This is a genomic window from Paraburkholderia sp. Clong3, from assembly GCF_050436485.1.
Taxonomy (GTDB): Bacteria; Pseudomonadota; Gammaproteobacteria; order Burkholderiales; family Burkholderiaceae; genus Paraburkholderia; species Paraburkholderia tuberum.
The window spans coordinates 575,945-601,783 of record NZ_JBNDMH010000002.1 but is presented as its reverse complement, the minus strand read 5'-3'; the positions used below and the strand labels follow the sequence as shown (position 1 = coordinate 601,783).

Here is a 25,839-nt window from a genome sequence, read left to right as displayed (position 1 = left end):
CGATTTCCTCATTCTTGCTACGTGTGCGTGTCGAGCCAGCCGGCCCAACGACATCGCGATCAGTCGTCGCCGTCTTCGGCGGATGCAACCATCGCATTGATTAGATATTCGGTCAAGTCTTCGGCGGGCACGTTCTGTTGCTCGTTCTTACCGCCGTGGGCTTGCGTATCGCGCAGCGGTTTCACGCCGACCGTGCCGTTGGCGATCTCATCTTCGCCGAGCACGACCGCGAACGCGGCGCCGCTCGCGTCGGCGCGCTTCATCTGCGACTTGAAGCTTGCCGACTGACCGTCCACGCTGCAATGCAGGATCACGTCGAGACCGGTATCGCGCAGACGCTCGGCGATGATGAACGCCTGCTCGCGCGCGGTGTCGCCCTGATGGACCACGTACACGTCGCAACCTTCGTCTTCCGGCACGAGCTGTTCCTCCTTCAGCAGCTCGAGAATCCGCTCGACGCCCATCGCCCAGCCGCACGCAGCCGTCGGCTTGCCGCCGAGCTGTTCGATCAGCGGATCGTAGCGGCCGCCCGCCGCGACCGTGCCTTGCGCGCCGAGTTTGTCGGTCACCCACTCGAACACGGTCAGATTGTAGTAATCGAGACCGCGCACGAGACGCGGATTGATCGTGAACGGAAGGTTGTTCGCCTTCAGCAGACGCTGCAGAGCTTCGAAGTGCGCGCGCGATTCTTCCCCAAGAAAATCGATCAGCTTCGGCGCGTTCCGCGCGACTTCCTGCAGCGCAGGATTCTTCGTATCGAGCACGCGCAGCGGGTTCGTATAGAGACGGCGCTTCGCGTCTTCGTCGAGCACGTCCATGTGCTTTTCGAAATACGCGATCAGTTCGACACGATGCGCGGCTCGCTCTTCAGCGAGGCCCAACGAGTTGATTTCGAGCTTGATGCCAGTCAGGCCGAGGTCGTCCCACAGACGCTGGCACATCATGATGATTTCCGCGTCCGCATCCGGACCCGCGAAACCGAGCGCCTCGACACCGACCTGGTGGAACTGGCGATAACGGCCGCGCTGCGGACGCTCGTGACGGAACATCGGACCGATATACCACAGACGCTTCGGGCCATCGTACAGCATGTTGTGTTCGATCGACGCGCGCACCACGGCCGCCGTGTTTTCCGGGCGCATCGTCAGGTTTTCGCCGTTCAATGCGTCGGTGAAGCTGTACATCTCTTTTTCGACGATGTCGGTCACTTCGCCGATACCGCGTGTGAACAGCTGCGTATGCTCGACGATCGGCGTGCGGATATTCTGGTATCCGTACGAACGCAGCATCGACTTGACGGTGGTTTCGAAAAATTCCCAGAGCCCGGCTTCCTGCGGAAGGATGTCGTTCATGCCCTTCACGCCAGACAGCTTCTCGAGCTTTTTCTTCTGTTCAGTCATCTGTGTTTCGATAGCGGGTATTTAGTTGAGCGCGTCGGCGCGGCCATAGCGGCGCTCGACGTAGTCGCTCACGATTTGCTGGAATTCTTGCGCGATGTTCTCGCCGCGCAGCGTCTTCACCTTTTCGCCGTCGATGAACACCGGCGCGGCCGGATTCTCGCCGGAGCCCGGCAGGCTGATGCCGATATTCGCCTGCTTCGATTCGCCCGGACCATTGACGATGCAGCCCATCACCGCGACGTGCATCTGCTCGACGCCGGGATACTGGTCGCGCCACACCGGCATCTGCTGACGAAGGTAGGTCTGGATCTGCGACGCGAGTTCCTGGAACAGCGTGCTCGTGGTGCGGCCGCAGCCGGGGCACGCGATCACCATCGGCGTGAACGACCGGAGGCCCATGGTCTGCAGAATCTCCTGACCGACGATCACTTCGCCTGTGCGCGACGCGCCCGGTTCCGGCGTCAGCGAAATACGGATCGTATCGCCGATGCCCTGCTGCAGCAGAACCGACAGCGCCGCAGTCGACGCGACGATGCCCTTCGAGCCCATGCCCGCTTCGGTCAGGCCAAGATGCAGCGCGAAATCGCAACGGCGCGCGAGTTCGCGGTACACGGCAATCAGATCCTGCACGCCGCTGACCTTGCACGACAGGATGATCTGGTCGCGCCCGAGGCCGAGTTCGACCGCACGTTCCGCCGAGCCGATCGCCGACTGGATCAGCGCTTCGTACATCACGCTTTGCGCTTCCCACGGAGTGGCGCGCGAGCCGTTTTCGTCCATCATCTTCGCGAGCAGGTCCTGGTCGAGGCTGCCCCAGTTCACGCCGATGCGCACCGGCTTGTCGTATTTGACCGCCGTCTCGATCATCTGCGCGAACTGCGTGTCGCGCTTCGCGCCGTGCCCGACGTTGCCCGGATTGATCCGGTACTTCGACAGCGATTCCGCGCAGCCCGGATAGTCGCGCAGCAGCAGGTGGCCGTTGTAATGGAAGTCGCCGATGAGCGGCACCATCACCCCCATGCGGTCGAGTTGCTCGCGGATCGCCGGAACGGCCGCCGCCGCTTCCGGCGTATTCACGGTGATACGCACCAGTTCGGACCCGGCTTGCGCCAGTTCCTTGATCTGGATAGCGGTGCCGATCGCGTCGGCGGTGTCGGTGTTGGTCATCGACTGCACGCGCACCGGCGCATCGCCGCCGACGGTCACGAGCTGGCCGCCCCAGCGGACGTTGACCGCATGCGACTTGCGCCGCATCGCGGGGCCGCCGAACACCGGCTCGTCTGAAACGATCTTGCTACAGGATTGGGATTGAGCTTCGGTTTGCATCGAAAAACCCATTTACGCCGCACGCGCTATGCAAAAACGCAGCGCCTGAATTGAAAAAGCGCCGCGGACCGGTTGACCGCGGCGCATACCGTATCTGTCAAGGCAGCGCAAAGCGCGCCACGTTGCCCTTGGCTGTCGCATATTTCGACGGATCGACCGGCTGGCCGTCGAGCGTTACCGACTCGAGACCCGCCGTGTTGCCGACCGTGACCTTGAACGGACCGACACCCGTCACTTGCTTCGGATCGCCGGCATGCACGAGGCCGGAGAACAGTTCCTTGCCGTTCTTGTCACGCACGCTGAACCAGCTGTCCTGCGTCACGCGCAGCGCGACGACCGCCTCGCCGAGCGCTGGCGTGACCGCCGGTGCCGACGCGTTCGCCACGACCGCCGGTGCATTTGCGCTCTCCATGGCGGCCTGTGCCTGAGCCTGCGAGCCGGCCTTCGGTGCCGCGGCCGTCGGTGCCGGCGTTGCCGCTGTATTCGCTGCCGGGGCCGAGCCCGGCGCGGTGCCAGTGGCAAGCGGAGCCGGCATCGGCGTTGCCGACGCAGACACCGCATTATCAGCGCTTGCCGCGTTGTCAGCCGTGGCCGCCGCATCCGGCGCCGATGCCCCTTCCGCCGCCGTCGCCGGACCCTGAGCGACCGCGCCCGAAGCCGCCGTGTCGCTGATAGTCGAACTATTCGCGCTTGCCTTCAGGCGCGCGAGCCACGCGGACGAATCACCGCCGTTAGTGCGCCACATCCCGAGTGCGATGACCGCGACGACGATCGCCGCAATGCCCCACAGCCACGAACGGCTCTTATGCCCGCTGTCGCCGAGCGACAGCGAAACCTTGCCGCGCGGCAGATCCTTGCCCGATGACGCCGGCATCGACAGATTCGGCGCCGGCACGCCCTTCTCGCGACGCAGCGCCGCCGTAAAAGGCGCCGGATCGGTGCCCAGCATTTTCGCGTAGCTGCGCACGACGCCGAGTGCGAACGTCGTGTCCGGCAGATGGCTGACGTCGCCCGCCTCGAGCGCGCTCAGCTTGACGACCGACACCTTCAGCCGCGCCGACACGTCGTCGATAGTCCAGCCTTTCGACTCGCGCAACTGGGTCAAGCGCGCGCCAACCGCTGCCAACGAATCAAGGGCCGGCTGCACGACAGGCTGGACCACCGCCCTTGCAACGGGTGCCGGATGGCCATCGCTCGTGTCTGTCTCGTGCGGCTGCGGGTGCTGCGGCTCACTCATCCCAAATCCTTTCGCGTCGATTCTTTTAATCGTGCGACCGGACGGGCTCGAGCGTCACGTCCAAATCGCAGACCGTTTATAACAAAATGTGCGGCTTTGTGTACCGCTCCCGATCGATTCTGCAAACTTTCTTTTAATCGCCGGTGGCATGGGAGCATTTTTGCGCTCGCGGTGCTTTCCGCCGAACGCCGACGCCCCGCCGCCCCTCACGATTACACGGCGCGAACCTCGATCACCTTCGCCGCCTTCCCGGTGCGCTCAGCAAGACGCGTGCGGTCTTTCACCGCGCCGGCCAGCTGACCGCAGGCAGCATCGATATCGTCGCCGCGGGTCTTGCGCACAGTGGTGACCACGCCAGCGTCCATCAACACCTGCGCAAACCGCTTGATCTGTTCCGGCTTCGAACGGATAAGGCCCGATTCGGGGAACGGATTGAACGGAATCAGATTGAACTTGCACGGCACGTTACGCGTGACGGCGAGCAACTCGCGCGCGTGCGCCTCGCTGTCGTTCACGCCATCGAGCATGCAGTATTCGAACGTAATGAAATCTCGCGGCGCGACTTTCAGATAGCGCTCGCACGCCGCCATCAGCTCGCGCAGCGGATACTTTTTGTTGAGCGGCACCAGCACGTCGCGCAGCGCGTCGTTCGAGGCATGCAGCGACACCGCGAGCGCCACGGGCAGATCCGCGCCGAGCCGGTCCATCATCGGTACGACGCCCGAAGTGGACAACGTGACGCGCCGGCGCGACAGGCCGTACGCATTGTCGTCGAGCATCAGGCGCATGGCCGGCACGACTGCGTCGTAATTGAGCAGCGGCTCGCCCATCCCCATCATCACGACGTTCGTGACGACGCGCTCGCCCTTGCCGTCGCCCCCCATCGCGCGGCCGCCGGCATCACCACGCGACGCGCGCAGCGCAAACTCAGCCATGCGCAACTGGCCGATGATTTCGCCGGTGGTGAGATTGCGGGAGAACCCCTGCTTGCCGGTCGAGCAGAACCGGCAGTTGACCGCACACCCAGCCTGTGACGACACACACAGCGTGCCGCGCGTTTCTTCGGGGATGTAGACGGTTTCAACGGCGTTGCCGTTTCCGACGTCGATCAGCCACTTGCGTGTGCCGTCCGACGAAACGTGGTCGCTGACGACGTCCGGCATCGTGATCGCGGCGCGCCCTTTAAGCTTTTGGCGCAAGGACTTCGCGAGATCGGTCATGCCGTCGAAGTCGGCAGCGTTGTATTGATGAATCCAGCGCTGCAATTGCTTGGCGCGAAACGGTTTCTCGCCCAGGCTGTCGCAATAGGCGACGAGCCCTTGGGCGTCGAGGTCGAGAAGGTTGACGGAGGGACTGCTCGTCATATCGAATCCTGCCATTTCATTGCGAGACTACGTTCATGCAACAAGCTGCATGAACGCCGTGCCCGTTCGCGCCCATTCCTGCTGCTTTTACCTTACTACTTTGCCGTGCAACGCGCGCGATTCATGCGATAAAACAATTCGGCTGCACGAAACGCGCCAGGCGGACTCGACTTACGACCGAGGCCAGTGCCTGACCTCAGCGCGAGGCGCTCAACGCGAGTAGACGTTGACTTGGGGGAAGAAGAATGCGATTTCAATCGCGGCCGTTTCCGATGCGTCCGAGCCGTGCACCGCGTTGGCGTCGATGCTGTCCGCGAAGTCGGCACGGATCGTGCCCTTTTCTGCCTTCTTCGGGTCAGTCGCACCCATCAGATCACGGTGTTTCAGGATCGCGTTTTCGCCTTCCAGCGCCTGCACGACCACCGGACCCGAGATCATGAATTCGACGAGGTCCTTGAAGAACGGACGTGCTGCGTGCACGGCGTAGAACTTCTCGGCGTCAGCACGCGACAGATGAACCATGCGCGATGCCACGATCTTCAGACCAGCGTTTTCAAAACGGGTATAGATCTGGCCGATCACGTTTTTGGCCACTGCGTCCGGCTTGATAATCGACAGGGTGCGCTCGATCGCCATAAAAACTCCAAGAAATTAAGAAGTTACAGATTCAAATGAATCCGCTATTGTAGCATGTTCCCCGTGCGCCATTGCGATTGAACCCTTACAGCACTGAAAGAATCAAAGCAAAGGGCGCGAAATACTGGTAGCGTAGGCCCTGTGGGCGACTGGAGGTATTGAAACTCCGTGCTGCCGCGCTAATCTTACGGATGAACGGTGCGCCCGCCGGCGCTTCGCAAATTGCCGTATCACCATCACGAAACACGCTTCCGAGGTAAGGAGAGATCATGAACGAACATCCGTATATGTTTGGCCGCAACGGCGCGGTCAGCACGGTCGAAACACGCAACCGCGTGCTACGGAATACCTACTGGCTGCTCGCGCTGTCCATGATTCCGACCGTGCTCGGCGCGTGGGTGGGTCTTGCCACCGGCTTCTCACTGTTCGCCGCCACCAGCCCCGCCATGAGCATGCTGGCATTCTTCGCGATCGCCTTCGGCTTCATGTTCGCGATCCAGCGCACCAAGGACAGCGCCGTCGGCGTCTTCGTACTGCTCGGCTTCACGTTCTTCATGGGGCTGATGCTGTCGCGCATTCTCGCGTTCGTGCTCGGCTTCTCGAACGGCCCGTCGCTGATCATGCTCGCTTTTGGTGGCACCGGTGTGATCTTCGCGGCCATGGCGACCATCGCCACGGTCAGCAAACGCGACTTCTCGGGCCTCGGCAAGTGGCTCTTCATGGGCGTGATCGTGATCCTGCTGGCTTCGGTCGCGAACGTGTTCCTGCAACTGCCGGCGCTGATGCTGACGGTTTCAGTCATGGCAATCGTGATCTTTTCCGCCTACATCATGTTCGACGTGCAGCGCGTCGTGAACGGCGGCGAGACGAATTACATCACGGCGACGCTGGCGATCTACCTGGATCTGTACAACGTGTTCGTCAATCTGCTTGCGCTGCTCGGCATTTTTGGCGGCAACCGCAATTAAGTTTGCCCGGCCGTGCGGCGTGCCCCACGCCGCACTCGACGCTCAAATTAGAAGCCCATAACGATTGCTCGTTATGGGCTTTTTCATTACCTGACCACCCGGCGCATGGCGTGCACCGCGACCGGACGCCAACCGGGTGCCACAGTCACACCGTCAACCACGCGAAACCTTCGCTCTGCGACGCAACCACCACCTCCGTGGGAGCCGCGTCAAGCACGCCCGCCAGCGCCGCCTGCGCAAGTTCCGGCAGATTGTTCTGCTGGCTCAGATGCGCTGCGACCAGATGCCGCAAGCGCGAGCGGTCGAGCGACGCCAGGATTTCAGCTGCCGCGCGATTGTTCAGATGCCCGTGATTGCCGCCGATACGCGCCTTCAGCGACGGCGGATAACGACTGCCCGCGAGCATCTGCACGTCATGATTGCATTCGAGCACGAGCGCGTCGCAGCCACTCAGCACCGCGCTGATATGCGGCGTGGAGGTGCCCACGTCGGTGAGCACGCCAAGCCGGCTCGCGCCGTTCGAGAACACGTATTGGAGCGGTTCGCGGGCGTCGTGCGGAACGGTATAAGGGAGAACGCTGAGCTCTCCGATCGATACCGCCTCGTCGCCCCACAGCACCTGCAGGTCAACATCGGCTTCGTCGGCGCCCACCGCGCGCGCGGTGCCCCAGCTCATGTACAGCGGAATCGACCACTTGCGCGCCAGCGTCAATGCGCTGCCGATGTGATCGCTATGTTCATGCGTAATCAGGATCGCGTCGAGGTGCTCGGCACTCGCGCCGAGCCGCGTCAGACGCCGCTCGACTTCGCGCGCGGAAAAACCGCAATCGAGCAGCACACGCGTGGTGACCGCACCGCTGCGCGCCTCCACCAGCAGCGCATTGCCTTCACTGCCGCTGCCGAGACTTGCGAAGCGCACGACCCGCCTTAGTTCAGTTGCGCGTGCAGCAGCGACACGATGCGCTGCGCGTCCGACGACGTGTCGATCTGCCCATTCGCGTCGACGACCGCGACCTGCGTCACCGCGTCGCCCTTCGCGCGCACATTGACGAGGAATTCCTGGCCCGGCTTGCGCGTCGAATTGCCGCTGTAGAATAGTTTGCCGAACAGGCCTTCCTTCTTCAGTTCCTGCATCGAATCCGCGTAGCGCACGTAGTAGATGCCCTTCTCGCGATCGCGGTTGTCGACCGTAAAGTTGGTGCGATCGAGCGCGAGGCCCACACGCAGCCAGGCACGGTCGAACGACTCCTGCAGATCGAGCGTCGACGCACCCGCGTTCTGCTCGATCGTGGTCGGCGCGGCGGCGGTGCGCGCGTCGGTCAGCAGCTGCTTCGATTGTGCTTCAGTCAGGCCGAACTTCTGCATCAGCTTGGCGAGAAACAGCGCCTCGAGCGCCGGATCACGCGGACGCTCTTCCCAGCGCGAAGACGTCTTGTCCTGCCCGGTCATCACCTCTTCCATCGCGCTGTGCGTGATCGAGATATCGGTCGCGCTGTCCGGACCGCGCGATACCAGCGTGCGGAAACTGTCGCGGGTGCCCGACGAATAGGCGAAGTCGATGACCTTGCCGATCGTGCGGCGGAACCAGTCGTCCGGAATGTTCGCGCGGTTTTCCGCCCAGTCGGTCGTCATGATGCCGGTGGCCGGCGCATCGGTCTTCAGCACGAAGCCGTTTTCCTGCCAGAACTCCTGCAGCTGCGGCCAGAGCTGTTCCGGGGAACGGCCGTCGACCACCAGCCAGCGACGGTCGCCGTCGCGCTCGATATGCATGCCGAGCGGATCCTGCGCGTTCGGCTGACCTTCGGTCGCGTTGCCGGCCGCCGTGACAGCGCGCGTCGGCGTGCCACCAAGCGCCAGATTGGCCGGCGGTGCCACATAGCGCTGGTCGTTCGGCGACGTGCTCAGATCGCTCGGCACGGCGAGCGGCGGCGCGCTCGAGGTCGCCTTGTAGTTGACGCGGTCGGAAGCGAACCAGTCGTTCAGCGTGTCACAGCCGGCGAGCGTCGACAGGGCAAGCGCCAGCGCCGCCATGCGGGTTGCGTGGAGGGAAAGTGCGGAACGTTTCATGAGGTCCTTCGTGATGCTGGAACGCGATGCCTCGTTCGATCTGCCGGGAACGTGGGCTGAAGCGACGTCGGTTAATGAAATGCCGGTGGCGGTCTTGCGTGGGCGGCGGGACGGTCGGCCCGTTCAGCCGAGCAGGCCCGCTTCGCGCAGCGCGCCGCGCACCACTTCGTGGTATTGCGCGTCGAGCGGCGTGAGCGGCAGGCGGATGCCGCCCTGCACACGCCCCAGTTGCTGCAGCGCCCACTTCGCCGGAATCGGATTCGCTTCGGCAAACAGGTACTTGTGCAGTGACAGGAGTTTCAGATGAATCTCGCGCGCGGTCTTCACGTCCGCGGCGAGCGCGGCCTTGCACAGTTCGCTCATTGCGCGCGGCGCGACGTTCGCGGTGACCGAAATATTGCCGTGACCGCCGAGCAGCATCAGCGCGATCGCGGTGGGGTCGTCGCCGCTATAGATGCCGAAATGCGCCGGCGCCGACTTGATCAGATGCGCGGCGCGGTCGATGTTGCCCGTGGCCTCCTTCACGCCGACGATGCCCGGCACCTGTGCGCAGCGCAGGATGGTCTCGTTGCTCATGTCGGCGACGGTGCGGCCCGGCACGTTGTACAGAATCACTGGCAGATCGACGGTTTCGGCGATCTTCGCGAAATGGCGGTAGATGCCTTCCTGGGTCGGCTTGTTGTAGTACGGCACGACCTGCAGCGTGGCATCCGCGCCGACGTCCTTCGCGTGTTGCGTGAGTTCGATCGCCTCAGCGGTGGAATTGGCACCCGCGCCCGCGATGACAGGAATGCGTCCAGCGGTGTGCTCGACCGCGGTCTTGACCATCAGCACGTGTTCTTCGACCGACAGCGTGGCCGACTCGCCGCTCGTGCCGACCACGACGAGCGCATTCGTGCCTTCCTCGACGTGCCAGTCGATCAGTTTGCGAAACGCCGGCAGATCGAGGCTGCCGTCTTCGAGCATCGGAGTGATGATGGCAGGAATGCTGCCGCGGATCTGAACGCCGTCCTGGTGACCGCTGTGGTTGCCGTTAGTCATGAAACGCCATGAATATGATCAGGTAAACCGCGATTGTAGCGGATTAGCCAGCCAACTCGTAACAAGGTGGCGCTGTTGCCCGTGCGGGATCATGCGCCCGGGCCGTTTCCCGAACCGCGCAGATGCGCTGAACGTAGGCCGGACGCGGCTCGGCGAGAAATCCGTCCTGAAATGCGATCACCCGCAGGTGGCCCCGCACGGTGTCGAGCAGCTCGCCAGGCGCGAGCAAAAACGCCGGATTGGAGGGTTTGCCGACGCTTTCGTTTCCTTGCGCGAAGGTCTCGTAAACCAGTACGCCGCCGGGCGCGAGCGCGCGCAGCAACTGCGGAAAAAGCGGCCGGTGCAGGTAGTTGGTGACCACGACGGCGGCGAACGCCGCATCGGCCGGTAGCGGCCACGTCGCGCCTTCGAGATCGGCCACGAGAGGTGTGACGAGCAGCGCGTCGCGCAGCAGGTCGAGAGCAGCCGCGTCACGATCGATCGCGGTGACCGGATGGCCGAGCGACGCAAAAAAGCGCGCATGCCGCCCGGCCCCCGACGCGACGTCGAGCACCGCGCCGCCCGGCGCGATCAGGTGCGCCCAGTGACGCACCCAGCGCGACGGTTCACCGAGGCCATGCAAGCCACTGGTAACGGGCGTGCTCATCGCTGCACCGCGGTGCGTCGGGTGCGCATCAGTTGTACGACAGCCCCATCGCCTCACGGACGTCGCGCATCGTTTCGGTCGCGAACCGGCGTGCCTTGTCGCAGCCATCGGCGACGATCGCGCGCAACAGCGACGGGTCGTCCATGTACTTCTGCGCGCGCTCGAGCATCGGCTGCTGCTCGCGCAGAATCCCTTCGACGACCGGCTGCTTGCAATCGAGGCAACCGATGCCTGCCGAGCGGCAGCCCTTCTGCACCCACTCGTGGGTCGCTTCGTCGGTATAGACCTGATGCAATTGCCACACCGGGCACTTGTCGGGATCGCCCGGATCGGTGCGGCGCACGCGCGCGGGGTCAGTCGGCATCGTACGGACCTTCTTCGTGATGGTTTCCGCGTCTTCGCGCAGGCCGATCGTGTTGCCGTACGACTTCGACATCTTCTGGCCGTCGAGACCCGGCATGCGCGACGCCTCGGTCAGCATCGCCTGCGGCTCGACGAGGATGATCTTGCGCGAACCTTCGAGATAGCCGAACAGGCGCTCGCGATCGCTCATCGACAGGCTTTGCGATTCCTGCAGCATCGCCCGCGCGCGTTCGAGCGCTTCGTCGTCGCCTTCCTGCTGATACGCGTTGCGCAACTCGTGATACAGCTTCGAGCGCTTGCCGCCGAGCTTCTTCGCGGCTTCGTTCGCCTTCTCCTCGAAGCCCGGCTCACGGCCGTACAGGTAGTTGAAACGACGGGCGATTTCGCGCGTCATCTCGACGTGCGGCACCTGGTCTTCACCGACCGGCACGAGCGAGCCGCGATACAGCAGAATGTCCGCCGCCATCAGCACCGGATAGCCGAGGAAGCCGTAGGTGGACAGGTCCTTGTCCTTCAGCTTTTCCATCTGCTCCTTGTAGGTCGGCACGCGCTCGAGCCAGCCGAGCGGCGTGCTCATGCCGAGCAGCAGCGCCAGCTCGGCATGCTCGGGCACCTTGCTCTGGATGAACAGCGTCGCCTGCGCCGGATCGATGCCGGAAGCGAGCCAGTCGATCAGCACGTCCCACACGTTCTTTTCGATCACTTCGGGCGTTTCGTAGTGCGTCGTCAGTGCGTGCCAGTCGACCACGCAGAAGAAGCACGGGTATTCGGACTGCAGCCGCACCCAGTTTTTCAGCACGCCGTGATAGTGGCCGAGGTGCAACGACCCGGTGGGCCGCATGCCGGAGAAGATACGGTCTGGGAACATGGTTATTTAGAAAAGCGATACAAGTGGAGTCAGAATTGCGGTGATCGCGCTATACCCGAGCGTCACGAGTGGCCTCAACCAGAATCGCGTGAGCGTACCCGTCATCACCAGCGCCATGACGATGAAAAAGCCGTACGGCTCGAGCCGCGACAACGCGATCGATTGCTTCGGCGGCAACAGGGCCATCACCACGCGGCCGCCATCGAGCGGCGGCAATGGAAACAGGTTCAGCACGCCGAGCACGAGATTGACGCCGACGCCCGCGCCCGCCATGCGCGTGAAAAACGGTTCGTTGACATTGAGCCCCGCGAGCGCAACGCCGAACACGCCCCAGAACAGCGCCTGGATGAAATTGCACACGGGCCCGGCCGCCGCGACCCATAGGCTGCCCCAGCGCGGGTTGCGCAGATTGCCGAACGCGACCGGCACCGGCTTCGCATAGCCGAACACGAACGCGCCGCTCGTCGCGAAGTACAGCAGCAGCGGAATGGCGATCGTGCCGAGCGGATCGATGTGCCGCATCGGGTTCAGCGACACGCGGCCGAGCACGTACGCGGTGTTGTCGCCGAGCCAGCGCGCGACGTAGCCATGCGCAGCCTCGTGCAGCGTAATCGCGAAGATCACCGGCAGCGCGTACACCGCAATCGTCTGTATCAGGGAAGAATCCATAGCTCGCTATTGTAACAATGCGCTCGCGCGTGTCTGTCCGCTTTCGCTCACGACGCTCACGCCGTTTCCTCGAGACCGAACGGCGCGAGCGAGCCGCGCCCTGCCCGCACCAGCACCGGCTCCGAGCCGGTCAGATCGATTACGGTGGACGGCTCGCACACGCACGCGCCGCCGTCGATCACCAGATCGAGCTGCTTTTCGAGCCGCGCGCGGATTTCCTCGGGGTCGTTCAGCGGCTCGGTTTCGCCGGGCATGATCAGTGTCGAGCCGAGCAGCGGCTGGCCGAGCTCCTCGAGAATCGCGAGCGTGATCGCGTGATCCGGCACGCGCAGGCCGATCGTCTTGCGCGACGGATGCGACACGCGCCGCGGCACTTCCTTGGTGGCCTGCAGCACGAACACGTACGGACCCGGGGTCACCGACTTAAGCAGCCTGTACTGCCAGTTGTCCACCATAGCAAAATTGGCGAGCTCCGACAGATCACGCACGAGCAGCGACAGTAGTTGCTTTTCGTCGAGTCCGCGGATGCGCCGCAGGCGTTCGACCGCATCCTTGTCGTCGAGACGGCAGGCGAGCGCGTAGGTCGAATCGGTCGGCAAGGCGACCACGCCGCCGCCGTTGATGATCTGCACGGCCTGCTTGACGAGACGCGGTTGCGGATTGTCGGGGTGAAGCCGAAAGTATTGGGACATGGAGACTCACGATGGCGGCAGACGAACTGCGGCGGATGGGCTGCGGCGAGCAGAGCGCGTGCCGCATCCAGCCGGCCCCCGCGCGCGCCGTGCCGCTCCGGCACGGCGCGCGGTCACAGCCAGCGTTCCCAAACGGGCTTCAGATCGGCGGGTAGCGGCGGCAGTGCACCGAGTTCGACGCGGCCTTCGCCAGGCGCATGGAAGTCGGAACCGCGCGAGGCCTCGAAGCCATAGCGACGCGCGACGTCCGCATATTCGCGGTACTGGCCGGGCGTGTGGCTGCCGGTCACGACCTCGATCGCCTCGCCGCCGAGGTCGATGAATTCGCCAAAGAACGCGTCGAATTCGAGTTGCGAATATGCGTAACGACCGGGATGCGCGACGATCGCGACGCCGCCCGCGGCCTGGATCCAGCCGAGTGCGTCGGCGAGCCTGGCCCAGCGGTGCGCGACGTAAGCCGGCTTGCCGTCGCCGAGATAGCGGTCGAACACTTCCTGGGTGTTTGCGCAGTGGCCGTGCTCGACCAGGAAGCGCGCGAAATGCGTGCGCGACATCATGTCGGGATTCGATACGTAATGCAGCGCGCCCTCGTACGCGTCTGGAATGCCGAGCGTGGCCAGTTGCTCGCCGATTGCTTCGGCGCGCGCGGCGCGGCCGTCGCGCGTGCGGGCGAGACCGTCGATCAGGATCTGGCTGCCCGGATCGATGCCGAGTCCGACGATGTGCACGGTGCGCCCCGCCCACGTGACCGAAATCTCGACGCCGCTCAGGTAATCCATGCCGAGAGCCTCGGCCGCGGTGCGCGCCTCGTGCTGGCCGCCCACTTCGTCGTGATCGGTGAGCGCCCACAGCGTCACGCCGTTAGCGTGCGCGCGGCGCGCGACGTCGGCCGGCGCGAACTGGCCGTCGGAAACGGTGGAGTGGCAGTGAAGATCGGCGTTCATCGTGGTCCTGGAAGGGTTCTGGGGGCATTTTACTGCAATGCAGTAAGGGGCCGCAGGGGTATCTCGCGACGCCAGTGCCGGTTGCCGGCGTGCCGCGAGGTCAAGACCAGTCAGCGCCGATCCCGCGACCTCCGGGCGACCCACGAGCGCCGTTTCAAACGTAGCTTCAGGCGCGGTGTCAGGTGCAGAACCCCTCGATCAACGCGGCGATCTGCTCCGGCTGGTCGTGATGCAGCATGTGCCCCGCGCCGTCGATGATCTTCTCGCGCCAATCGGGAAACGCCTGGAAACGCGCCTTGAATTCGGCGAGCGGAATGTCGCCGGCGATCTGCGCGAGCGTCGGCGAGCCGGCGGCCTCGACGTGCAGCACCTTCGCGCTGACCTGACGCCACACCGCCATCACCTCGTCGAGGCGATACAGCGTCGGGCCGCGGACCTTGTGCGCCGGATCGGCGAGCAGCATGAAGCGCCCTTCGCCATCCGGCTTCGACCAGTGCTGCGCGAGAAACTGCGCACGCCGCGGATCGAGGCGCGGATTGGTTTTGATCAGGCGCGCGGCGACCTCGTCGAGCGACGCGTAGCGCTTGAGCTGCGGTGGATCGCGCAAGTCGTCGAGCCAATTGAGCAGGCGCTTCGGCGCCTGCGCCGAATGCGATGGCGCGAGCCCGAAGCCTTCCAGATCGACCACGCGCCGTACCCGCTGCGGCCGCACGCCCGCATACAGGCACACGACGTTCGCGCCCATGCTGTGACCGACGAGGTTCACCTGGCCGTCGGGCGCGTAGTGGTCGATCAGCGCGTCGAGATCGCCGAGATAGTCCTGCACCCAGTAGCTACCGCCGCCGCGCTCGGCGACCGGCCAGTCGGACAGACCGAAGCCGCGCATGTCGGGCGCGATCACCTGCCAGTCGCCACCGAGCGCATCGACGACGAACTGGAACGACGCGCCGACGTCCATCCAGCCGTGCAGCATGAACAGTATCCGCGCATCGGGATGGCCCCAGCGCCGCACGTGCAGCCGGACGCCGCGCGCGGCAACGAACTCAGAGCGGGATGTATTCATGAACGGCGCACCCGTAAAAAAAGAATGGTCGTTCGATTATAGGAACAGCGGCGCAAGAAGTGGTAACGGTTTATTGACGCGATGCTCGGTCGTCCGTTGCCTGCATGGCTTGCTGCGCATCCTGACTCGCGAGCGCGGCGAGTTCGGCATCGTCGAAACCAGCGTCGCGGCGCGCTTCGAAATTGAACGGGCCACGCAGTTTCGGCGCGTGATACTGGTCGGCGAGACGCAGATAGGTGTGGTGCGGATCGAGGCCGTCCGCGTCGCACAGGTGACGAAACCAGCGGTTGCCGATCAGCACGTGGCCGATTTCATCGCGCAGGATCACGTCGAGAATCGCCGCCGACGCGTGATCGCCGGCCTGCTGCAAACGCGCGCGGATCGGCGGCGACGCGTCGAGGCCGCGCGCTTCGAGCGTACGCGGCACGAGCGCCATGCGCGCGAGCACGTCGCCACGGGTGCGCTCGCACATGTCCCATAGGCCGCCGTGCGCCGGGAAGTCGCCGTACGCGTGGCCATATTCGGCGAGACGCGCGGCGAGCAGCGAGTAGTGATACGCCTCTTCGGCGGCGACCTTGAGCCAGTCGGTATAGAACCCGGCGGGCATGCCGGGGAAACGCCAGACGGCGTCGAGCGCCAGATTGATCGCATTGAACTCGATGTGCGCGAGCGCGTGGAGCAGCACCGCGCGGCCCTGCGGCGACTGCATGCTGCGTCGACCGAGTTGGCGCGGTTCGACCAGTTCGGGCCGTTCGGGGCGGCCCGGCAGGCCAGCGGGCTCGGCGAGATCGAGGCCGGAGTCACAGAGCGCGCGACCGTCGAGTACCGCAGCGTACAACTCGCGGGCCGCCGCGGCCTTCGCGGCCGGATCCCGCTCGCGCAACGCGGCGAGCGCGGCGCGGCGCGCGCACGGCGGCTCGTCGTGAGAATTCGATGCGGGAGAAGCGACAGAAACGGGCGAAGCGGCGGACGTCATGACAAACAGATCGGCGTTGGAGGCGGTAAAGACGGCGGACAGACGGCGGCTGAGCCGCGCGCGAGCGGCCAAGCGGCTCATGCACACAACCGTTTACAATACCCGATTCGACCAACCGGCGCGCTTTCGGGCACGCCCGTCAGTTGGCGACGCAAGACCGCCAACCTCGCACCGCGCCGGCTGCGCGCCGTCCCGCCCATGCGTGGCAACCGATCAGACCATCATCGTGCACAGGATCGGCGTCACCGAAGGCCCGGCTCTGACCAACAAGGAGACATTGTGACGATTTACAAGCTGGGCGAAGCCGCCCCGATCATTCATGAAAGCGTGTTCGTCGCGGATTCGGCGAACATCATCGGCAACGTAACGCTCGAGGAGAACGCGAGCGTGTGGTTCGGCGCGACACTGCGCGGCGACAACGAGCCGATCACGATCGGCGCCGGCAGCAACGTGCAGGAAAGCGCGGTGCTGCACACCGACCCCGGCTATCCGCTGACGGTCGAGTCAAACGTGACGATCGGCCATCAGGCGATGCTGCACGGCTGCACGATCAAGGAAGGCGCGTTGATCGGAATTCAGGCGGTGGTCTTGAATGGCGCGGTGATCGGCCGCAACTGTCTGGTCGGAGCGGGCGCCATCGTCACCGAGGGCAAGGTGTTTCCCGACAATACGCTGATCCTCGGCGCGCCCGCGAAGGCGGTGCGCGAACTGACGGAAGCGGATATCGCCAACATGCAGCGCGGCGCGGCAAGCTATGCCGGGCGCCGCGAGTATTTCAAGGCGCAGCTCGTACGCATCGGCTAGACGGCCGGCGCGCGGTGCGCAAAGGCGCGGCGTCATGCCGCGTCATTCCAGCGAGGAAAAGTTGTGAGCGACCAGTTGCAAAAATTCATGTTCAGCGCGGCGCCGGTGCGCGGCGAGATCGTTTCCCTGCGCAATACCTGGCAGGACGTGCTGACGCGCCGCGATTATCCGGCGCCCGTGCGAACGATTCTGGGCGAAATGATGGCCGCGTGCGCGCTGCTGTCGGCGAACCTGAAGTTCGACGGCACGCTCGTCATGCAGATTTTCGGCGATGGCCCGGTCAAGATGCTGGTCGTGCAGTGCAGCTCGAACCTGACGATGCGCGCCACCGCGAAGCTGTCCGGCGAAGCCGCCCATACGATCGACGACACGACCTCGCTCATCGATCTGGTGAACGCGAGCGGCTACGGCCGCTGCGTGATCACGCTCGACCCGACCGCCAAGCAGCCCGGCCAGCAGCCGTACCAGAGTATCGTGCCGCTGTCGGGCGTGGACGGAGCGCTGAAGTCGATCGCCGAGGTGCTCGAGCACTATATGCATCACTCCGAGCAGCTCGACACGCGCATGTGGCTCGCGGCGAACACCGAGCGCGCGGTCGGCATGCTGCTGCAGAAACTGCCGGGCGACGGCGGCATCGTCCCGCATCCGGGCGAGCTCGACGCGGATACGTGGGAACGCGTGTGCACGCTCGGCGGCACGCTGTCGCACGACGAGCTGCTGAAGGAAGAACCTGAGACGGTGTTCCGACGCCTGTTCTGGCAGGAAAACGTCCAGCATTTCGAGCCGGTTACCGCGCGCTTCGAATGCACGTGCTCGCGCGAAAAAGTCGGCGCGATGCTGAAGATGCTTGGCCGCGATGAAGTCGACAGCGTGATCGAGGAACGCGGCCACGTCGAGATTCACTGCGAGTTTTGTAATCAGCGCTACGAGTTCGACCCGGTCGACGTCGCGCAACTTTTCGTGGCCGGCGGACTCTCACAAGGTGTGACGCCGGCGGCCGCGCAGCGGCACTAGACCGCGCTTTCGCCGAAGCGGAGTACGTGCCCGTGAACTGATCGGGCTCTTCAACGCAAGTCCTGACCGCGCCGCCCCATGCCTCGTCACGGCTCGGGCGGCGCGTTGCTTTTGAGCGCGGCGTCGATACTTTGGAAGGATGCATGCGGCGCTGCGCTTTGGAAGACGCTTGCTCGAGCCTCGGACCGATGGAGATTCGACCATGAAGCACACGCTTTCGTTGATGCTTGCCGTCCTCACGGGCAGCGCGGTGCTGGCCGGCTGTTCGATCGATCCGCGTGGTCCAGCGCCGATTCTGAGCCGTCTGCCGCCCGATCAGGCCGAAGCCATGAGTCATACGCAGACGCTGACACCGGAGGAACGCGCGCGCTATGACGCGATCGAGCAACAGGTCATGTTCGAACAGAATCAGACGATGGCCGCGGACGCCGCCGCGCAAGCCTGGTCGCGCTATTACTCGCGTTCGCCGCCCGTGAGGTTTTCCGCGGGCTTCTCGAGCGGCGGCTGGGGACGTGGCTGGGGAACCGGGATCGGCGTCGGGTTCGGGCCGTATTGGGGCTGGTAGGGCGAACACGGCAGCATAAAAACAAAAAAGCGCGGTTCAAGATGAACCGCGCTTTTTTTGCGCCTTCCTGCGAGGCCGATGCGAAATATCGAACCTCAGTGCACCGGCTTCTTCTCCTTCGCAGCCGCTGCCTTCCCGGCATGCTTGCGATCCGGCTTCGCGCGCGACTCCGGATTCGGCACCACATGCAGCGGCGCGACCGACACCTCACCGCGCGTCGAGGTGTTCGCCGACGGCGTATTCGCCAACGGCAACGGCTGGTTCGGCGACACGAACTGCACGAACACTTCGCCGTCCTTGACCATGCCCATTTCGTAGCGCGCCCGCTCTTCGACCGCGGCCGTGCCATTCTGCAGGTCCTGCACTTCGCCCTGGATGCGCTCGTTGCGCAGCTTCGCGTCGGCATTCTTCTGCAGTTGCTGCGCGAGTTGTCCCTGCAACTCATGCACGCGCAGCCAGCCGCCGTGCCCCCACCAGAGCGGGTACTGGATCAACGCCAGCAGAACGATCAGGACAGCAGTGACAAGCCGCATGAAGTAAGCACAATAAATACGCGCCGCCCTGCGCTATACGCAGGGCGGCGAGGTCAATCAGAAACGAAGGATAACCGGCTCATCGATCGGCGTGAACAATCTGGCGAAGACCGCTTAGCGCAGATTGTAGAAGGCCGACTTGCCCGGGTAGCTCGCGATATCGCCGAGATCTTCCTCGATACGCAGCAGCTGGTTGTACTTCGAGATGCGGTCGGAACGCGACAGCGAACCTGTCTTGATCTGGCCGGCGTTCAGACCGACTGCGATGTCCGCGATCGTCGAGTCTTCAGTTTCGCCCGAACGGTGCGAAATCACCGCCGTGTAGCCCGCGCGCTTGGCCATTTCGATCGCCGCGAAGGTTTCCGTCAGCGTGCCGATCTGGTTGATCTTGATCAGGATCGAGTTCGCGATGCCCTTCTCGATGCCTTCCTTCAGGATCCGCGTGTTCGTCACGAACAGGTCGTCGCCGACCAGTTGGACCTTGTTGCCGAGCTTGTCGGTCAGCGTCTTCCAGCCTTCCCAGTCGCCCTCGTGCATGCCGTCTTCGATCGACACGATCGGGAACTTGTCGGCGAGGTTCGCGAGGTAGTCCGCGAATTCCGTCGACGACAGCTGCAGGCCTTCGCCCGCGAGCTGGTACTTGCCGTCGTGGTAGAACTCGCTCGCCGCGCAGTCGAGCGCGAGCAGCACGTCTTCACCGGCGCGGTAGCCTGCTTTCTCGATGGCTTGCAAGATAGTGGACAGGCATTCCTCGTTGCTGCCGAAGTTCGGTGCGAAGCCGCCTTCGTCGCCGACTGCCGTGCTCATGCCGCGGTCCGACAGGATCTTCTTCAGCGCGTGGAACACTTCGGCGCCGCAGCGCAGTGCTTCGCGGAAGCTCGGCTGGCTGACCGGCACGATCATGAATTCCTGGATGTCCAGGCTGTTGTTCGCATGCGCGCCGCCGTTGACGATGTTCATCATCGGCACCGGCAGTTGCATGGCGCCCGAGCCGCCGAAGTAGCGGTACAGCGGCAGACCGGCCTCCTCGGCCGCGGCCTTCGCGACGGCCATCGACACGGCCAGCATCGCGTTCGCGCCGAGGCGCGACTTGTTGTCGGTGCCGTCGAGCTCGAGTAGCGTCTTGTCGAGGAACGCCTGCTCGGAAGCGTCGAGACCCATGATCGCTTCGGAGATTTCCGTGTTGATGTGCTCGACGGCCTTCAGCACACCCTTGCCGCCGTAGCGGCCGGCTTCGCCGTCGCGCAGTTCGATCGCTTCGCGCGAGCCGGTCGACGCGCCTGACGGTACGGCCGCGCGCCCCATCGTGCCTGACTCGAGCAGCACGTCGCATTCGACGGTGGGGTTGCCTCGCGAATCGAGAATCTCTCGACCGATGATGTCTACGATAGCACTCATGGTTTCCTCAAAGGATGACGTTGAATTCTTTACTGTGACCTTGCATCGCGCTGTCGAACCGGAGTTGGCGCTTTAGCGCCTACTCCGGTCCCATGCAAAGCGCCTGCCGGTCCCCCGACAGACAACTCGCGCGCCGATACGTTCGACGACCATTATGCGAAAACGCCGCGGGTCGATTATCGAGGGCAATCGTGACACGCGGCGCACACCTGAATCAGTTGAAATCGCTTTCGAGGAACGGCCCGCGCTTGACGGCCCGGTCGAGCGTGACGAGCGTCTCGAGCAGCTCGGCCATGCGATTGAGCGGCACCGCGTTCGGCCCGTCCGACTTCGCTTGCGCCGGATTCGGGTGCGTTTCCATGAACACACCGGCGACGCCGACCGCGACCGCGGCGCGCGCGAGCACCGGCACGAATTCGCGCTGGCCGCCCGAGCTCGTGCCCTGACCGCCCGGCAACTGCACCGAATGCGTCGCGTCGAACACGACCGGCGCGTTGGTCTCGCGCATGATCGCGAGCGAACGCATGTCCGACACGAGGTTGTTATAGCCGAACGACACGCCGCGCTCGCACGCCATGAAACGGTCTTCGGACAGACCCGCTTCACGCGCGGCGTCGCGCGCCTTGTCGATCACGTTCTTCATGTCGTGCGGCGCGAGAAATTGGCCCTTCTTGATGTTGACCGGCTTGCCCGAGCGCGCGCACGCGTGGATGAAGTCGGTCTGACGGCACAGGAACGCGGGCGTTTGCAGCACGTCGACGACCGACGCCACCTGCTCGATCTCATGTTCGGCGTGCACGTCGGTCAGCACCGGCAGACCGAGCTGGCGCTTCACTTCCGACAGGATGCGCAGACCTTCGTCCATGCCCAGACCGCGAAACGACTTGCCGCTGCTGCGATTGGCCTTGTCGTACGACGATTTGTAGATGAACGGAATGTTCAGCTTCGCGCAGATTTCCTTCAGGCGGCCGGCCGTGTCGATCGTCATCTGTTCCGATTCGACGACACAGGTACCGGCGATCAGGAAAAACGGCTTGTCGAGCCCGACGTCGAAATCGCCCAGTTTCATGCTTTCTCCTCGACCCTCGACTGCTGATGCGCGAGCGCCGCTTCGACGAACGACTTGAACAGCGGATGACCGTCACGCGGCGTAGACGTGAATTCAGGGTGGAACTGGACGCCGACGAACCACGGGTGCATGCTGCGCGGCAGCTCCATCATTTCCGGCAAATCCTCGCTCGGGGTACGGGCGCTAATGATGAGGCCACCGCCTTCGAGCTGGGGCACGAAACGGTTATTCACCTCATAACGGTGACGGTGGCGTTCGTTCACATCGGTGCCGTAGATCTCTTCGGCGAGCGTGCCGGGCTTGATCGGGCAGCGCTGCGAGCCGAGGCGCATCGTGCCGCCGAGATCCGACTCTTCGGTACGCTTCTCGACTCGGCCTTCGCGGTCGTACCACTCGGTGATCAGCGCGACCACGCGGTTCTTCGTTTCCTGATCGAATTCGGTGCTGTTCGCGTCCTTCAGGCCGACGACGTCGCGGGCGAATTCGATCACGGCGAGCTGCATGCCGAGGCAGATGCCGAGATACGGCACCTTCGCTTCGCGCGCATAACGGATCGCGGCGATCTTGCCTTCGGTGCCGCGACGGCCGAAGCCGCCCGGCACGAGCACCGCGTCGAGATGCTTGAGGCTCCCGACGCCTTGCGTTTCGATTTCTTCGGAGTCGATGTACTCGATATTCACGCGCGTCGACGTATGCATCGACGCATGACGCAGCGCTTCGATCAGCGACTTGTACGACTCGGTCAGATCGACGTACTTGCCGACCATGCCGATCGTCACTTCGTGCTTCGGGTTCTGCAGCTTCTCGACGAGGTCCGACCACATGGACAGGTCCGCCGCCTTCGGCGTGAGCTTCAGCTCTTCGCAGATGATCGCGTCGAGACCCTGGTCGTGCAGCATCTGCGGAATCTTGTAGATGCTGTCCGCGTCCCACACGGAAATCACCGCGTCTTCGGGCACGTTCGAGAACAGCGAGATCTTCGCGCGCTCGTCGTCCGGAATGCGGCGGTCGGCACGGCACAGCAGCACGTGCGGCGAAATGCCGATTTCGCGCAGCTTCTGCACGCTGTGCTGGGTGGGCTTGGTTTTGAGTTCGCCGGCCGTGGCGACCCAGGGCACCAGCGTCAGGTGCACGAAGCACGCGCTGTTGCGGCCGAGGCGCAGGCTCATCTGGCGCGCGGCTTCGAGGAACGGCAGCGATTCGATGTCACCCACCGTGCCACCCACTTCGACGATCGCGACATCCGGCTCGCCGCACGTCGCAGACGCTGCGCCGCGCTCGACGAATGCCTGGATTTCGTTCGTGATGTGCGGGATGACCTGCACGGTCTTGCCGAGATAATCGCCGCGGCGTTCCTTGCGGATTACCGACTCGTAAATCTGGCCCGTGGTGAAGTTGTTGGCCTTGCGCATCTTCGTGCTGATGAAGCGCTCGTAGTGGCCGAGGTCGAGGTCGGTTTCCGCTCCGTCTTCCGTCACGAACACTTCGCCGTGCTGAAACGGGCTCATCGTGCCGGGGTCGACGTTGATGTAGGGATCGAGTTTGAGGAGGGTGACTTTAAGACCGCGCGATTCGAGGATCGCGGCGAGGGAAGCGGCGGCAATACCCTTGCCGAGGGAAGATACTACGCCGCCGGTGACGAAAACATATTTGGTCATCGCTGGATGCTCGCGGGAAAAACGGATTATACCGTAAAGGATGTTCCCGACCCAGCAAAAAACGGCCGACCCACGCGTGCCGAGGCCGCCTCGCGTGGCAGCCGGCGCAGCGGTTTGGGGCCCGCTTCGTGCGCGCAGCACGTCAGGCGGTTCGCTCCAGCTCACGCAGCATGCGTTGCACCGCGCGCGCGGTTTCGATCGGCTTTTCCATCGGATACAGATGGCTGCCCTCGATCCACTCGACATGCCCGCCGGTCGCGCGTCGCGTCGCGTCGAGCCCGGCCTGGCGGATTTCCTTCGAGCGTTTCCCGGCGATGAACCCGACCGGCACCGGCGCGCCGCGCGCGAGCCGCGCGCCGAGCGTATGCGGCAGCGTCCGGTAGATCTGGTATTCGATGCGACGATCGAACGCGAGCACCCGGGTGCCGTCGGGCGAACTCTGCGGAATGCCGAAGTCGATGTAGTCGGACAGCATGCGCTCGTCCCAGCGCACGAACGCGGGCTTCGAATGGAAGTGCCGCCATGCTTCGTCACGGCTCGTCCATTGCGTGCGCCGCTTGCGCGTCGCGGCGGCAGGCGACAGCCGCTCGTCGAGCCCGGTCCATTGCGACACGCGCAGCATGCTGCTGCGCCAGCCGGCGATAACCGGCGAGTCGAGCATCACGACGCCCCTCACCCACTGCGGCTTTTTCAGCGCCGCCATCAGCGACAGATAACCGCCGAGCGAATGCCCGACGAGCCACACCGGCTGCTCGTACTTGCGGGCGATATCGTCAAGCAGTTGCTCGACCAGATGGGGCCAGTCCTGCGTGACCGGAAAGCGCGGATCATGGCCGATCCGCTCGATCGAGCGCACGTCGTAGTCGTCGGAGAGCTCGGCGAAGATCGTCCGGTAAGTCGAGGCCGGAAAGCCGTTCGCATGCGAGAAATGGATGATGTTTTTCAACTGCGGCGATCTCCGTTGTGTTTTTTACGCGTGGGCGGTGCTTTGCCTGTGCCGCTGCTTATACCGCTGCTTGCGCCTGTTGTCTGCGCTGTTGCACTCATCGGGCCGCGACGCGCTCAGGGCTCCATCCAGTAGCGGCGCTGCGTGTCCCGATAGCGCTCGAGCGTGAGCGCGGCGCCCTCCTCACCGCGCGCGCCCGGATCGACGTCGACCCGGGCGCCCTCCTCACCGCGCGCGCCCGGATCGACGTCGACCCTCACGGCGCCATCGCGATCGCTGCGCCCGAGTTCGATATGACGCGCCGCGTAGCGCGCGAACACGCCCGCATTCGGATGATGGAAGCGATTCTCGTAGCCTACGTAACAGAAAGCCCCTGATTTTCCATCTAACCAACTGATTTTTAACACAAAGTCTCGCGCCGGTCAGTGATGGGACTTTCCAAGGTTTTCAGGCGTTTCGCAAGGAAGCGTACAGGATCAGGGCACAGTTTGGGCACAGTGCCGCAGGCGCTGCATAGAGCGCCCGTACTAGTTGCCCTCCGCTATACTGTATATTCATACAGCTTTTTACGCACTCAATGTCTCACTTCCGATACCCCGACGCCGTGACAGACCGCCCCTGCCGTCTTTGCGAACATTGGGGCGGCGACGTTGCGGGCGGATCACATGCCCTATGCTTGTGGAACGAGCAGAAGCAGGTGCAAGCACAGCCAGAGCGCGGATGCGTGCATTGGGTGAGGGCCATGGGGGCGGATGACGGCGACGAAGAAAAAAAGCCGCACACCGCTCGCGGTAGAAGTTTTGACTTGATTTGACAGACGGTGTCAGAACGCCCGTCTCAGTTCGGCCAGGAACTGTCGTTCGTAGTCGGACCGCGGACGTCTGCTGAGCAGCGAGGTAGCGCAATTGAGGGGCGCTACGTTCGGAGAATCAGCTGTCAATGAGCCGCGGTTCGGACACGAAATCACGGGCAGCGGACAGCTGCCCGATGCGGTCGACCGTAGCCGACCCGGAAGAGACGTCCGATAGCGCCGAAAGCGGACGTCCAGTCGCTCGCTGGTCGTCCTCACATGGCGCCTTGGCCACTGCAACTGCCGAAAGAGATTTTCCGGTTACCGATCCCATATCACTGAGCCAGACTCCTTCAAACTTCGCGAATCTCGTGACCGCCTTTAGGGGCGTCCTTTTCGGGCCTTCGCGCCGCGCGTGCACCCCCTCGATCAGCACAGAGAACGCCATCGCTGTGCAGATATTACCGACACCTGTTTGATAAGGACAAACACTCGCCCAGAATACAAACATAAATCAGCCTTACATGCGGCAGCGCGATCCGCCGTGGGCAAAAGTCGGACAGCTGGGACCTGGTTGGCACCATCCGAGCGGGGATACGTATCTACGAGTATCCTTGAGTATCCTTGTAACAATCCGTCCGGCCAGAGAACGCGGCTGTGAGCGTCGGCGCGTCCGTGGCACAAATGCTGCGCTATGCGGAAGTACCGCTTGACGAATTGCAGAAACCGCGGGCAAAGTCGCCTGAATCGCTCCGGTTCTGAATTTCGGACGCAACGTGACAACGGACGGTCGCTTGAAGGG

24 protein-coding genes and 1 pseudogene are annotated in these 25,839 nt (G+C 63.9%); 4 read left to right on the top strand and 21 right to left on the bottom strand.

Going from position 1 to position 25,839, the window contains the following annotated elements:
* Window positions 1-59: 59 nt before the first annotated feature.
* The 5 genes from hisS to ndk form a co-directional block, all read right to left on the bottom strand.
* Window positions 60-1,400: a histidine--tRNA ligase gene (hisS, locus tag OKW30_RS07130; protein ID WP_184067619.1), complete on the bottom strand. Its 1,341-nt coding sequence runs from the start codon at window positions 1,398-1,400 to the stop codon at window positions 60-62.
* A 21-nt stretch (window positions 1,401-1,421) separates the two neighbouring features.
* On the bottom strand, window positions 1,422-2,738 hold the full coding sequence (gene ispG / locus OKW30_RS07125; protein ID WP_184067616.1) for a flavodoxin-dependent (E)-4-hydroxy-3-methylbut-2-enyl-diphosphate synthase: 1,317 nt from the start codon (window positions 2,736-2,738) through the stop codon (window positions 1,422-1,424).
* Between the two features lie 85 nt (window positions 2,739-2,823).
* Window positions 2,824-3,963: a helix-turn-helix domain-containing protein gene (locus tag OKW30_RS07120; protein ID WP_429346373.1), complete on the bottom strand. Its 1,140-nt coding sequence runs from the start codon at window positions 3,961-3,963 to the stop codon at window positions 2,824-2,826.
* A gap of 212 nt (window positions 3,964-4,175) precedes the next feature.
* Window positions 4,176-5,327: a 23S rRNA (adenine(2503)-C(2))-methyltransferase RlmN gene (gene rlmN, locus OKW30_RS07115; RefSeq protein WP_429346372.1), complete on the bottom strand. Its 1,152-nt coding sequence runs from the start codon at window positions 5,325-5,327 to the stop codon at window positions 4,176-4,178.
* A gap of 210 nt (window positions 5,328-5,537) precedes the next feature.
* Window positions 5,538-5,963 (bottom strand): nucleoside-diphosphate kinase, encoded by a 426-nt coding sequence (ndk, locus tag OKW30_RS07110; RefSeq protein WP_184067608.1) that lies wholly within the window; start codon window positions 5,961-5,963, stop codon window positions 5,538-5,540.
* Between the two features lie 269 nt (window positions 5,964-6,232).
* Between ndk and OKW30_RS07105 the strand changes: the two genes are divergently transcribed.
* Window positions 6,233-6,931, top strand: a complete 699-nt coding sequence (locus tag OKW30_RS07105; protein ID WP_018417558.1) for a Bax inhibitor-1/YccA family protein — start codon at window positions 6,233-6,235, stop codon at window positions 6,929-6,931.
* A 145-nt stretch (window positions 6,932-7,076) separates the two neighbouring features.
* On the opposite strand, the gene OKW30_RS07100 is transcribed toward OKW30_RS07105, so the two are convergent.
* The 10 genes from OKW30_RS07100 to OKW30_RS07055 all read right to left on the bottom strand — a co-directional run bounded on the left by OKW30_RS07100 (window position 7,077) and on the right by OKW30_RS07055 (window position 16,260).
* A complete protein-coding gene (locus tag OKW30_RS07100) occupies window positions 7,077-7,850 on the bottom strand; it encodes an MBL fold metallo-hydrolase (RefSeq protein ID WP_429346371.1) in 774 nt (257 codons plus the stop codon).
* An 8-nt stretch (window positions 7,851-7,858) separates the two neighbouring features.
* Window positions 7,859-8,998: an outer membrane protein assembly factor BamC gene (gene bamC / locus OKW30_RS07095; RefSeq protein ID WP_184022417.1), complete on the bottom strand. Its 1,140-nt coding sequence runs from the start codon at window positions 8,996-8,998 to the stop codon at window positions 7,859-7,861.
* A gap of 123 nt (window positions 8,999-9,121) precedes the next feature.
* The gene (gene dapA / locus OKW30_RS07090) at window positions 9,122-10,039 is read right to left on the bottom strand and encodes a 4-hydroxy-tetrahydrodipicolinate synthase (protein ID WP_090800745.1); all 918 of its coding nucleotides are present in this window, start codon (window positions 10,037-10,039) and stop codon (window positions 9,122-9,124) included.
* Window positions 10,040-10,082: 43 nt separating this feature from the next.
* Window positions 10,083-10,685: a methyltransferase domain-containing protein gene (locus OKW30_RS07085; RefSeq protein ID WP_184067602.1), complete on the bottom strand. Its 603-nt coding sequence runs from the start codon at window positions 10,683-10,685 to the stop codon at window positions 10,083-10,085.
* A 28-nt stretch (window positions 10,686-10,713) separates the two neighbouring features.
* Complete coding sequence (locus OKW30_RS07080) at window positions 10,714-11,916, bottom strand: tryptophan--tRNA ligase (RefSeq protein ID WP_090800748.1); 1,203 nt, start codon at window positions 11,914-11,916, stop codon at window positions 10,714-10,716.
* Window positions 11,917-11,922: 6 nt separating this feature from the next.
* Window positions 11,923-12,585, bottom strand: coding sequence for a site-2 protease family protein (locus OKW30_RS07075; RefSeq protein WP_184067599.1), 663 nt, complete (start codon window positions 12,583-12,585; stop codon window positions 11,923-11,925).
* 56 nt (window positions 12,586-12,641) lie between these two features.
* Window positions 12,642-13,277 (bottom strand): L-threonylcarbamoyladenylate synthase, encoded by a 636-nt coding sequence (locus OKW30_RS07070; protein ID WP_090800752.1) that lies wholly within the window; start codon window positions 13,275-13,277, stop codon window positions 12,642-12,644.
* Between the two features lie 113 nt (window positions 13,278-13,390).
* A complete protein-coding gene (locus tag OKW30_RS07065) occupies window positions 13,391-14,221 on the bottom strand; it encodes a 3',5'-nucleoside bisphosphate phosphatase (protein ID WP_184067596.1) in 831 nt (276 codons plus the stop codon).
* Between the two features lie 178 nt (window positions 14,222-14,399).
* Window positions 14,400-15,284, bottom strand: coding sequence for an alpha/beta fold hydrolase (locus OKW30_RS07060; protein ID WP_429346370.1), 885 nt, complete (start codon window positions 15,282-15,284; stop codon window positions 14,400-14,402).
* Between the two features lie 70 nt (window positions 15,285-15,354).
* Complete coding sequence (locus OKW30_RS07055; protein WP_187615534.1) at window positions 15,355-16,260, bottom strand: ferritin-like domain-containing protein; 906 nt, start codon at window positions 16,258-16,260, stop codon at window positions 15,355-15,357.
* 279 nt (window positions 16,261-16,539) lie between these two features.
* Here OKW30_RS07055 and OKW30_RS07050 point away from each other — a divergent pair, with 279 nt between their 5' ends.
* From OKW30_RS07050 to OKW30_RS07040, 3 genes are all read left to right on the top strand, one after another.
* Window positions 16,540-17,064 (top strand): gamma carbonic anhydrase family protein, encoded by a 525-nt coding sequence (locus tag OKW30_RS07050; protein WP_184004143.1) that lies wholly within the window; start codon window positions 16,540-16,542, stop codon window positions 17,062-17,064.
* A 63-nt stretch (window positions 17,065-17,127) separates the two neighbouring features.
* On the top strand, window positions 17,128-18,078 hold the full coding sequence (hslO, locus tag OKW30_RS07045) for an Hsp33 family molecular chaperone HslO (protein WP_090800759.1): 951 nt from the start codon (window positions 17,128-17,130) through the stop codon (window positions 18,076-18,078).
* Window positions 18,079-18,280: 202 nt separating this feature from the next.
* Complete coding sequence (locus tag OKW30_RS07040) at window positions 18,281-18,643, top strand: hypothetical protein (RefSeq protein WP_429346369.1); 363 nt, start codon at window positions 18,281-18,283, stop codon at window positions 18,641-18,643.
* Window positions 18,644-18,738: 95 nt separating this feature from the next.
* On the opposite strand, the gene ftsB is transcribed toward OKW30_RS07040, so the two are convergent.
* From ftsB to OKW30_RS07010, 6 genes and pseudogenes are all read right to left on the bottom strand, one after another.
* The gene (gene ftsB, locus OKW30_RS07035; protein ID WP_429346368.1) at window positions 18,739-19,176 is read right to left on the bottom strand and encodes a cell division protein FtsB; all 438 of its coding nucleotides are present in this window, start codon (window positions 19,174-19,176) and stop codon (window positions 18,739-18,741) included.
* 114 nt (window positions 19,177-19,290) lie between these two features.
* Window positions 19,291-20,574, bottom strand: a complete 1,284-nt coding sequence (gene eno, locus OKW30_RS07030) for a phosphopyruvate hydratase (protein ID WP_018417543.1) — start codon at window positions 20,572-20,574, stop codon at window positions 19,291-19,293.
* Window positions 20,575-20,788: 214 nt separating this feature from the next.
* Complete coding sequence (gene kdsA, locus OKW30_RS07025; RefSeq protein ID WP_187626669.1) at window positions 20,789-21,643, bottom strand: 3-deoxy-8-phosphooctulonate synthase; 855 nt, start codon at window positions 21,641-21,643, stop codon at window positions 20,789-20,791.
* Window positions 21,640-23,301, bottom strand: a complete 1,662-nt coding sequence (locus OKW30_RS07020; protein ID WP_184022401.1) for a CTP synthase — start codon at window positions 23,299-23,301, stop codon at window positions 21,640-21,642. The genes kdsA and OKW30_RS07020 overlap by 4 nt, the downstream gene beginning before the upstream one ends.
* Before the next feature lie 142 nt (window positions 23,302-23,443).
* Window positions 23,444-24,247 (bottom strand): alpha/beta fold hydrolase, encoded by an 804-nt coding sequence (locus OKW30_RS07015; protein WP_184067577.1) that lies wholly within the window; start codon window positions 24,245-24,247, stop codon window positions 23,444-23,446.
* 116 nt (window positions 24,248-24,363) lie between these two features.
* Window positions 24,364-24,618, bottom strand: a pseudogene (locus tag OKW30_RS07010) (hypothetical protein); the annotation flags it as partial.
* Window positions 24,619-25,839: the final 1,221 nt, after the last annotated feature.

Excerpts from the sequence above, each read along its gene's own strand:
- hisS (WP_184067619.1), bottom strand. The coding sequence starts at position 1,400 with ATGACTGAACAGAAGAAAAAGCTCGAGAAGCTGTCTGGCGTGAAGGGC.
- ispG (WP_184067616.1), bottom strand. The coding sequence starts at position 2,738 with ATGGGTTTTTCGATGCAAACCGAAGCTCAATCCCAATCCTGTAGCAAG.
- OKW30_RS07120 (WP_429346373.1), bottom strand. The coding sequence starts at position 3,963 with ATGAGTGAGCCGCAGCACCCGCAGCCGCACGAGACAGACACGAGCGAT.
- rlmN (WP_429346372.1), bottom strand. The coding sequence starts at position 5,327 with ATGACGAGCAGTCCCTCCGTCAACCTTCTCGACCTCGACGCCCAAGGG.
- ndk (WP_184067608.1), bottom strand. The coding sequence starts at position 5,963 with ATGGCGATCGAGCGCACCCTGTCGATTATCAAGCCGGACGCAGTGGCC.
- OKW30_RS07105 (WP_018417558.1), top strand. The coding sequence starts at position 6,233 with ATGAACGAACATCCGTATATGTTTGGCCGCAACGGCGCGGTCAGCACG.
- bamC (WP_184022417.1), bottom strand. The coding sequence starts at position 8,998 with ATGAAACGTTCCGCACTTTCCCTCCACGCAACCCGCATGGCGGCGCTG.
- dapA (WP_090800745.1), bottom strand. The coding sequence starts at position 10,039 with ATGACTAACGGCAACCACAGCGGTCACCAGGACGGCGTTCAGATCCGC.
- OKW30_RS07085 (WP_184067602.1), bottom strand. The coding sequence starts at position 10,685 with ATGAGCACGCCCGTTACCAGTGGCTTGCATGGCCTCGGTGAACCGTCG.
- OKW30_RS07080 (WP_090800748.1), bottom strand. The coding sequence starts at position 11,916 with ATGTTCCCAGACCGTATCTTCTCCGGCATGCGGCCCACCGGGTCGTTG.
- OKW30_RS07075 (WP_184067599.1), bottom strand. The coding sequence starts at position 12,585 with ATGGATTCTTCCCTGATACAGACGATTGCGGTGTACGCGCTGCCGGTG.
- OKW30_RS07070 (WP_090800752.1), bottom strand. The coding sequence starts at position 13,277 with ATGTCCCAATACTTTCGGCTTCACCCCGACAATCCGCAACCGCGTCTC.
- OKW30_RS07065 (WP_184067596.1), bottom strand. The coding sequence starts at position 14,221 with ATGAACGCCGATCTTCACTGCCACTCCACCGTTTCCGACGGCCAGTTC.
- OKW30_RS07060 (WP_429346370.1), bottom strand. The coding sequence starts at position 15,284 with ATGAATACATCCCGCTCTGAGTTCGTTGCCGCGCGCGGCGTCCGGCTG.
- OKW30_RS07055 (WP_187615534.1), bottom strand. The coding sequence starts at position 16,260 with ATGACGTCCGCCGCTTCGCCCGTTTCTGTCGCTTCTCCCGCATCGAAT.
- OKW30_RS07040 (WP_429346369.1), top strand. The coding sequence starts at position 18,281 with ATGAAGCACACGCTTTCGTTGATGCTTGCCGTCCTCACGGGCAGCGCG.
- ftsB (WP_429346368.1), bottom strand. The coding sequence starts at position 19,176 with ATGCGGCTTGTCACTGCTGTCCTGATCGTTCTGCTGGCGTTGATCCAG.
- eno (WP_018417543.1), bottom strand. The coding sequence starts at position 20,574 with ATGAGTGCTATCGTAGACATCATCGGTCGAGAGATTCTCGATTCGCGA.
- kdsA (WP_187626669.1), bottom strand. The coding sequence starts at position 21,643 with ATGAAACTGGGCGATTTCGACGTCGGGCTCGACAAGCCGTTTTTCCTG.
- OKW30_RS07020 (WP_184022401.1), bottom strand. The coding sequence starts at position 23,301 with ATGACCAAATATGTTTTCGTCACCGGCGGCGTAGTATCTTCCCTCGGC.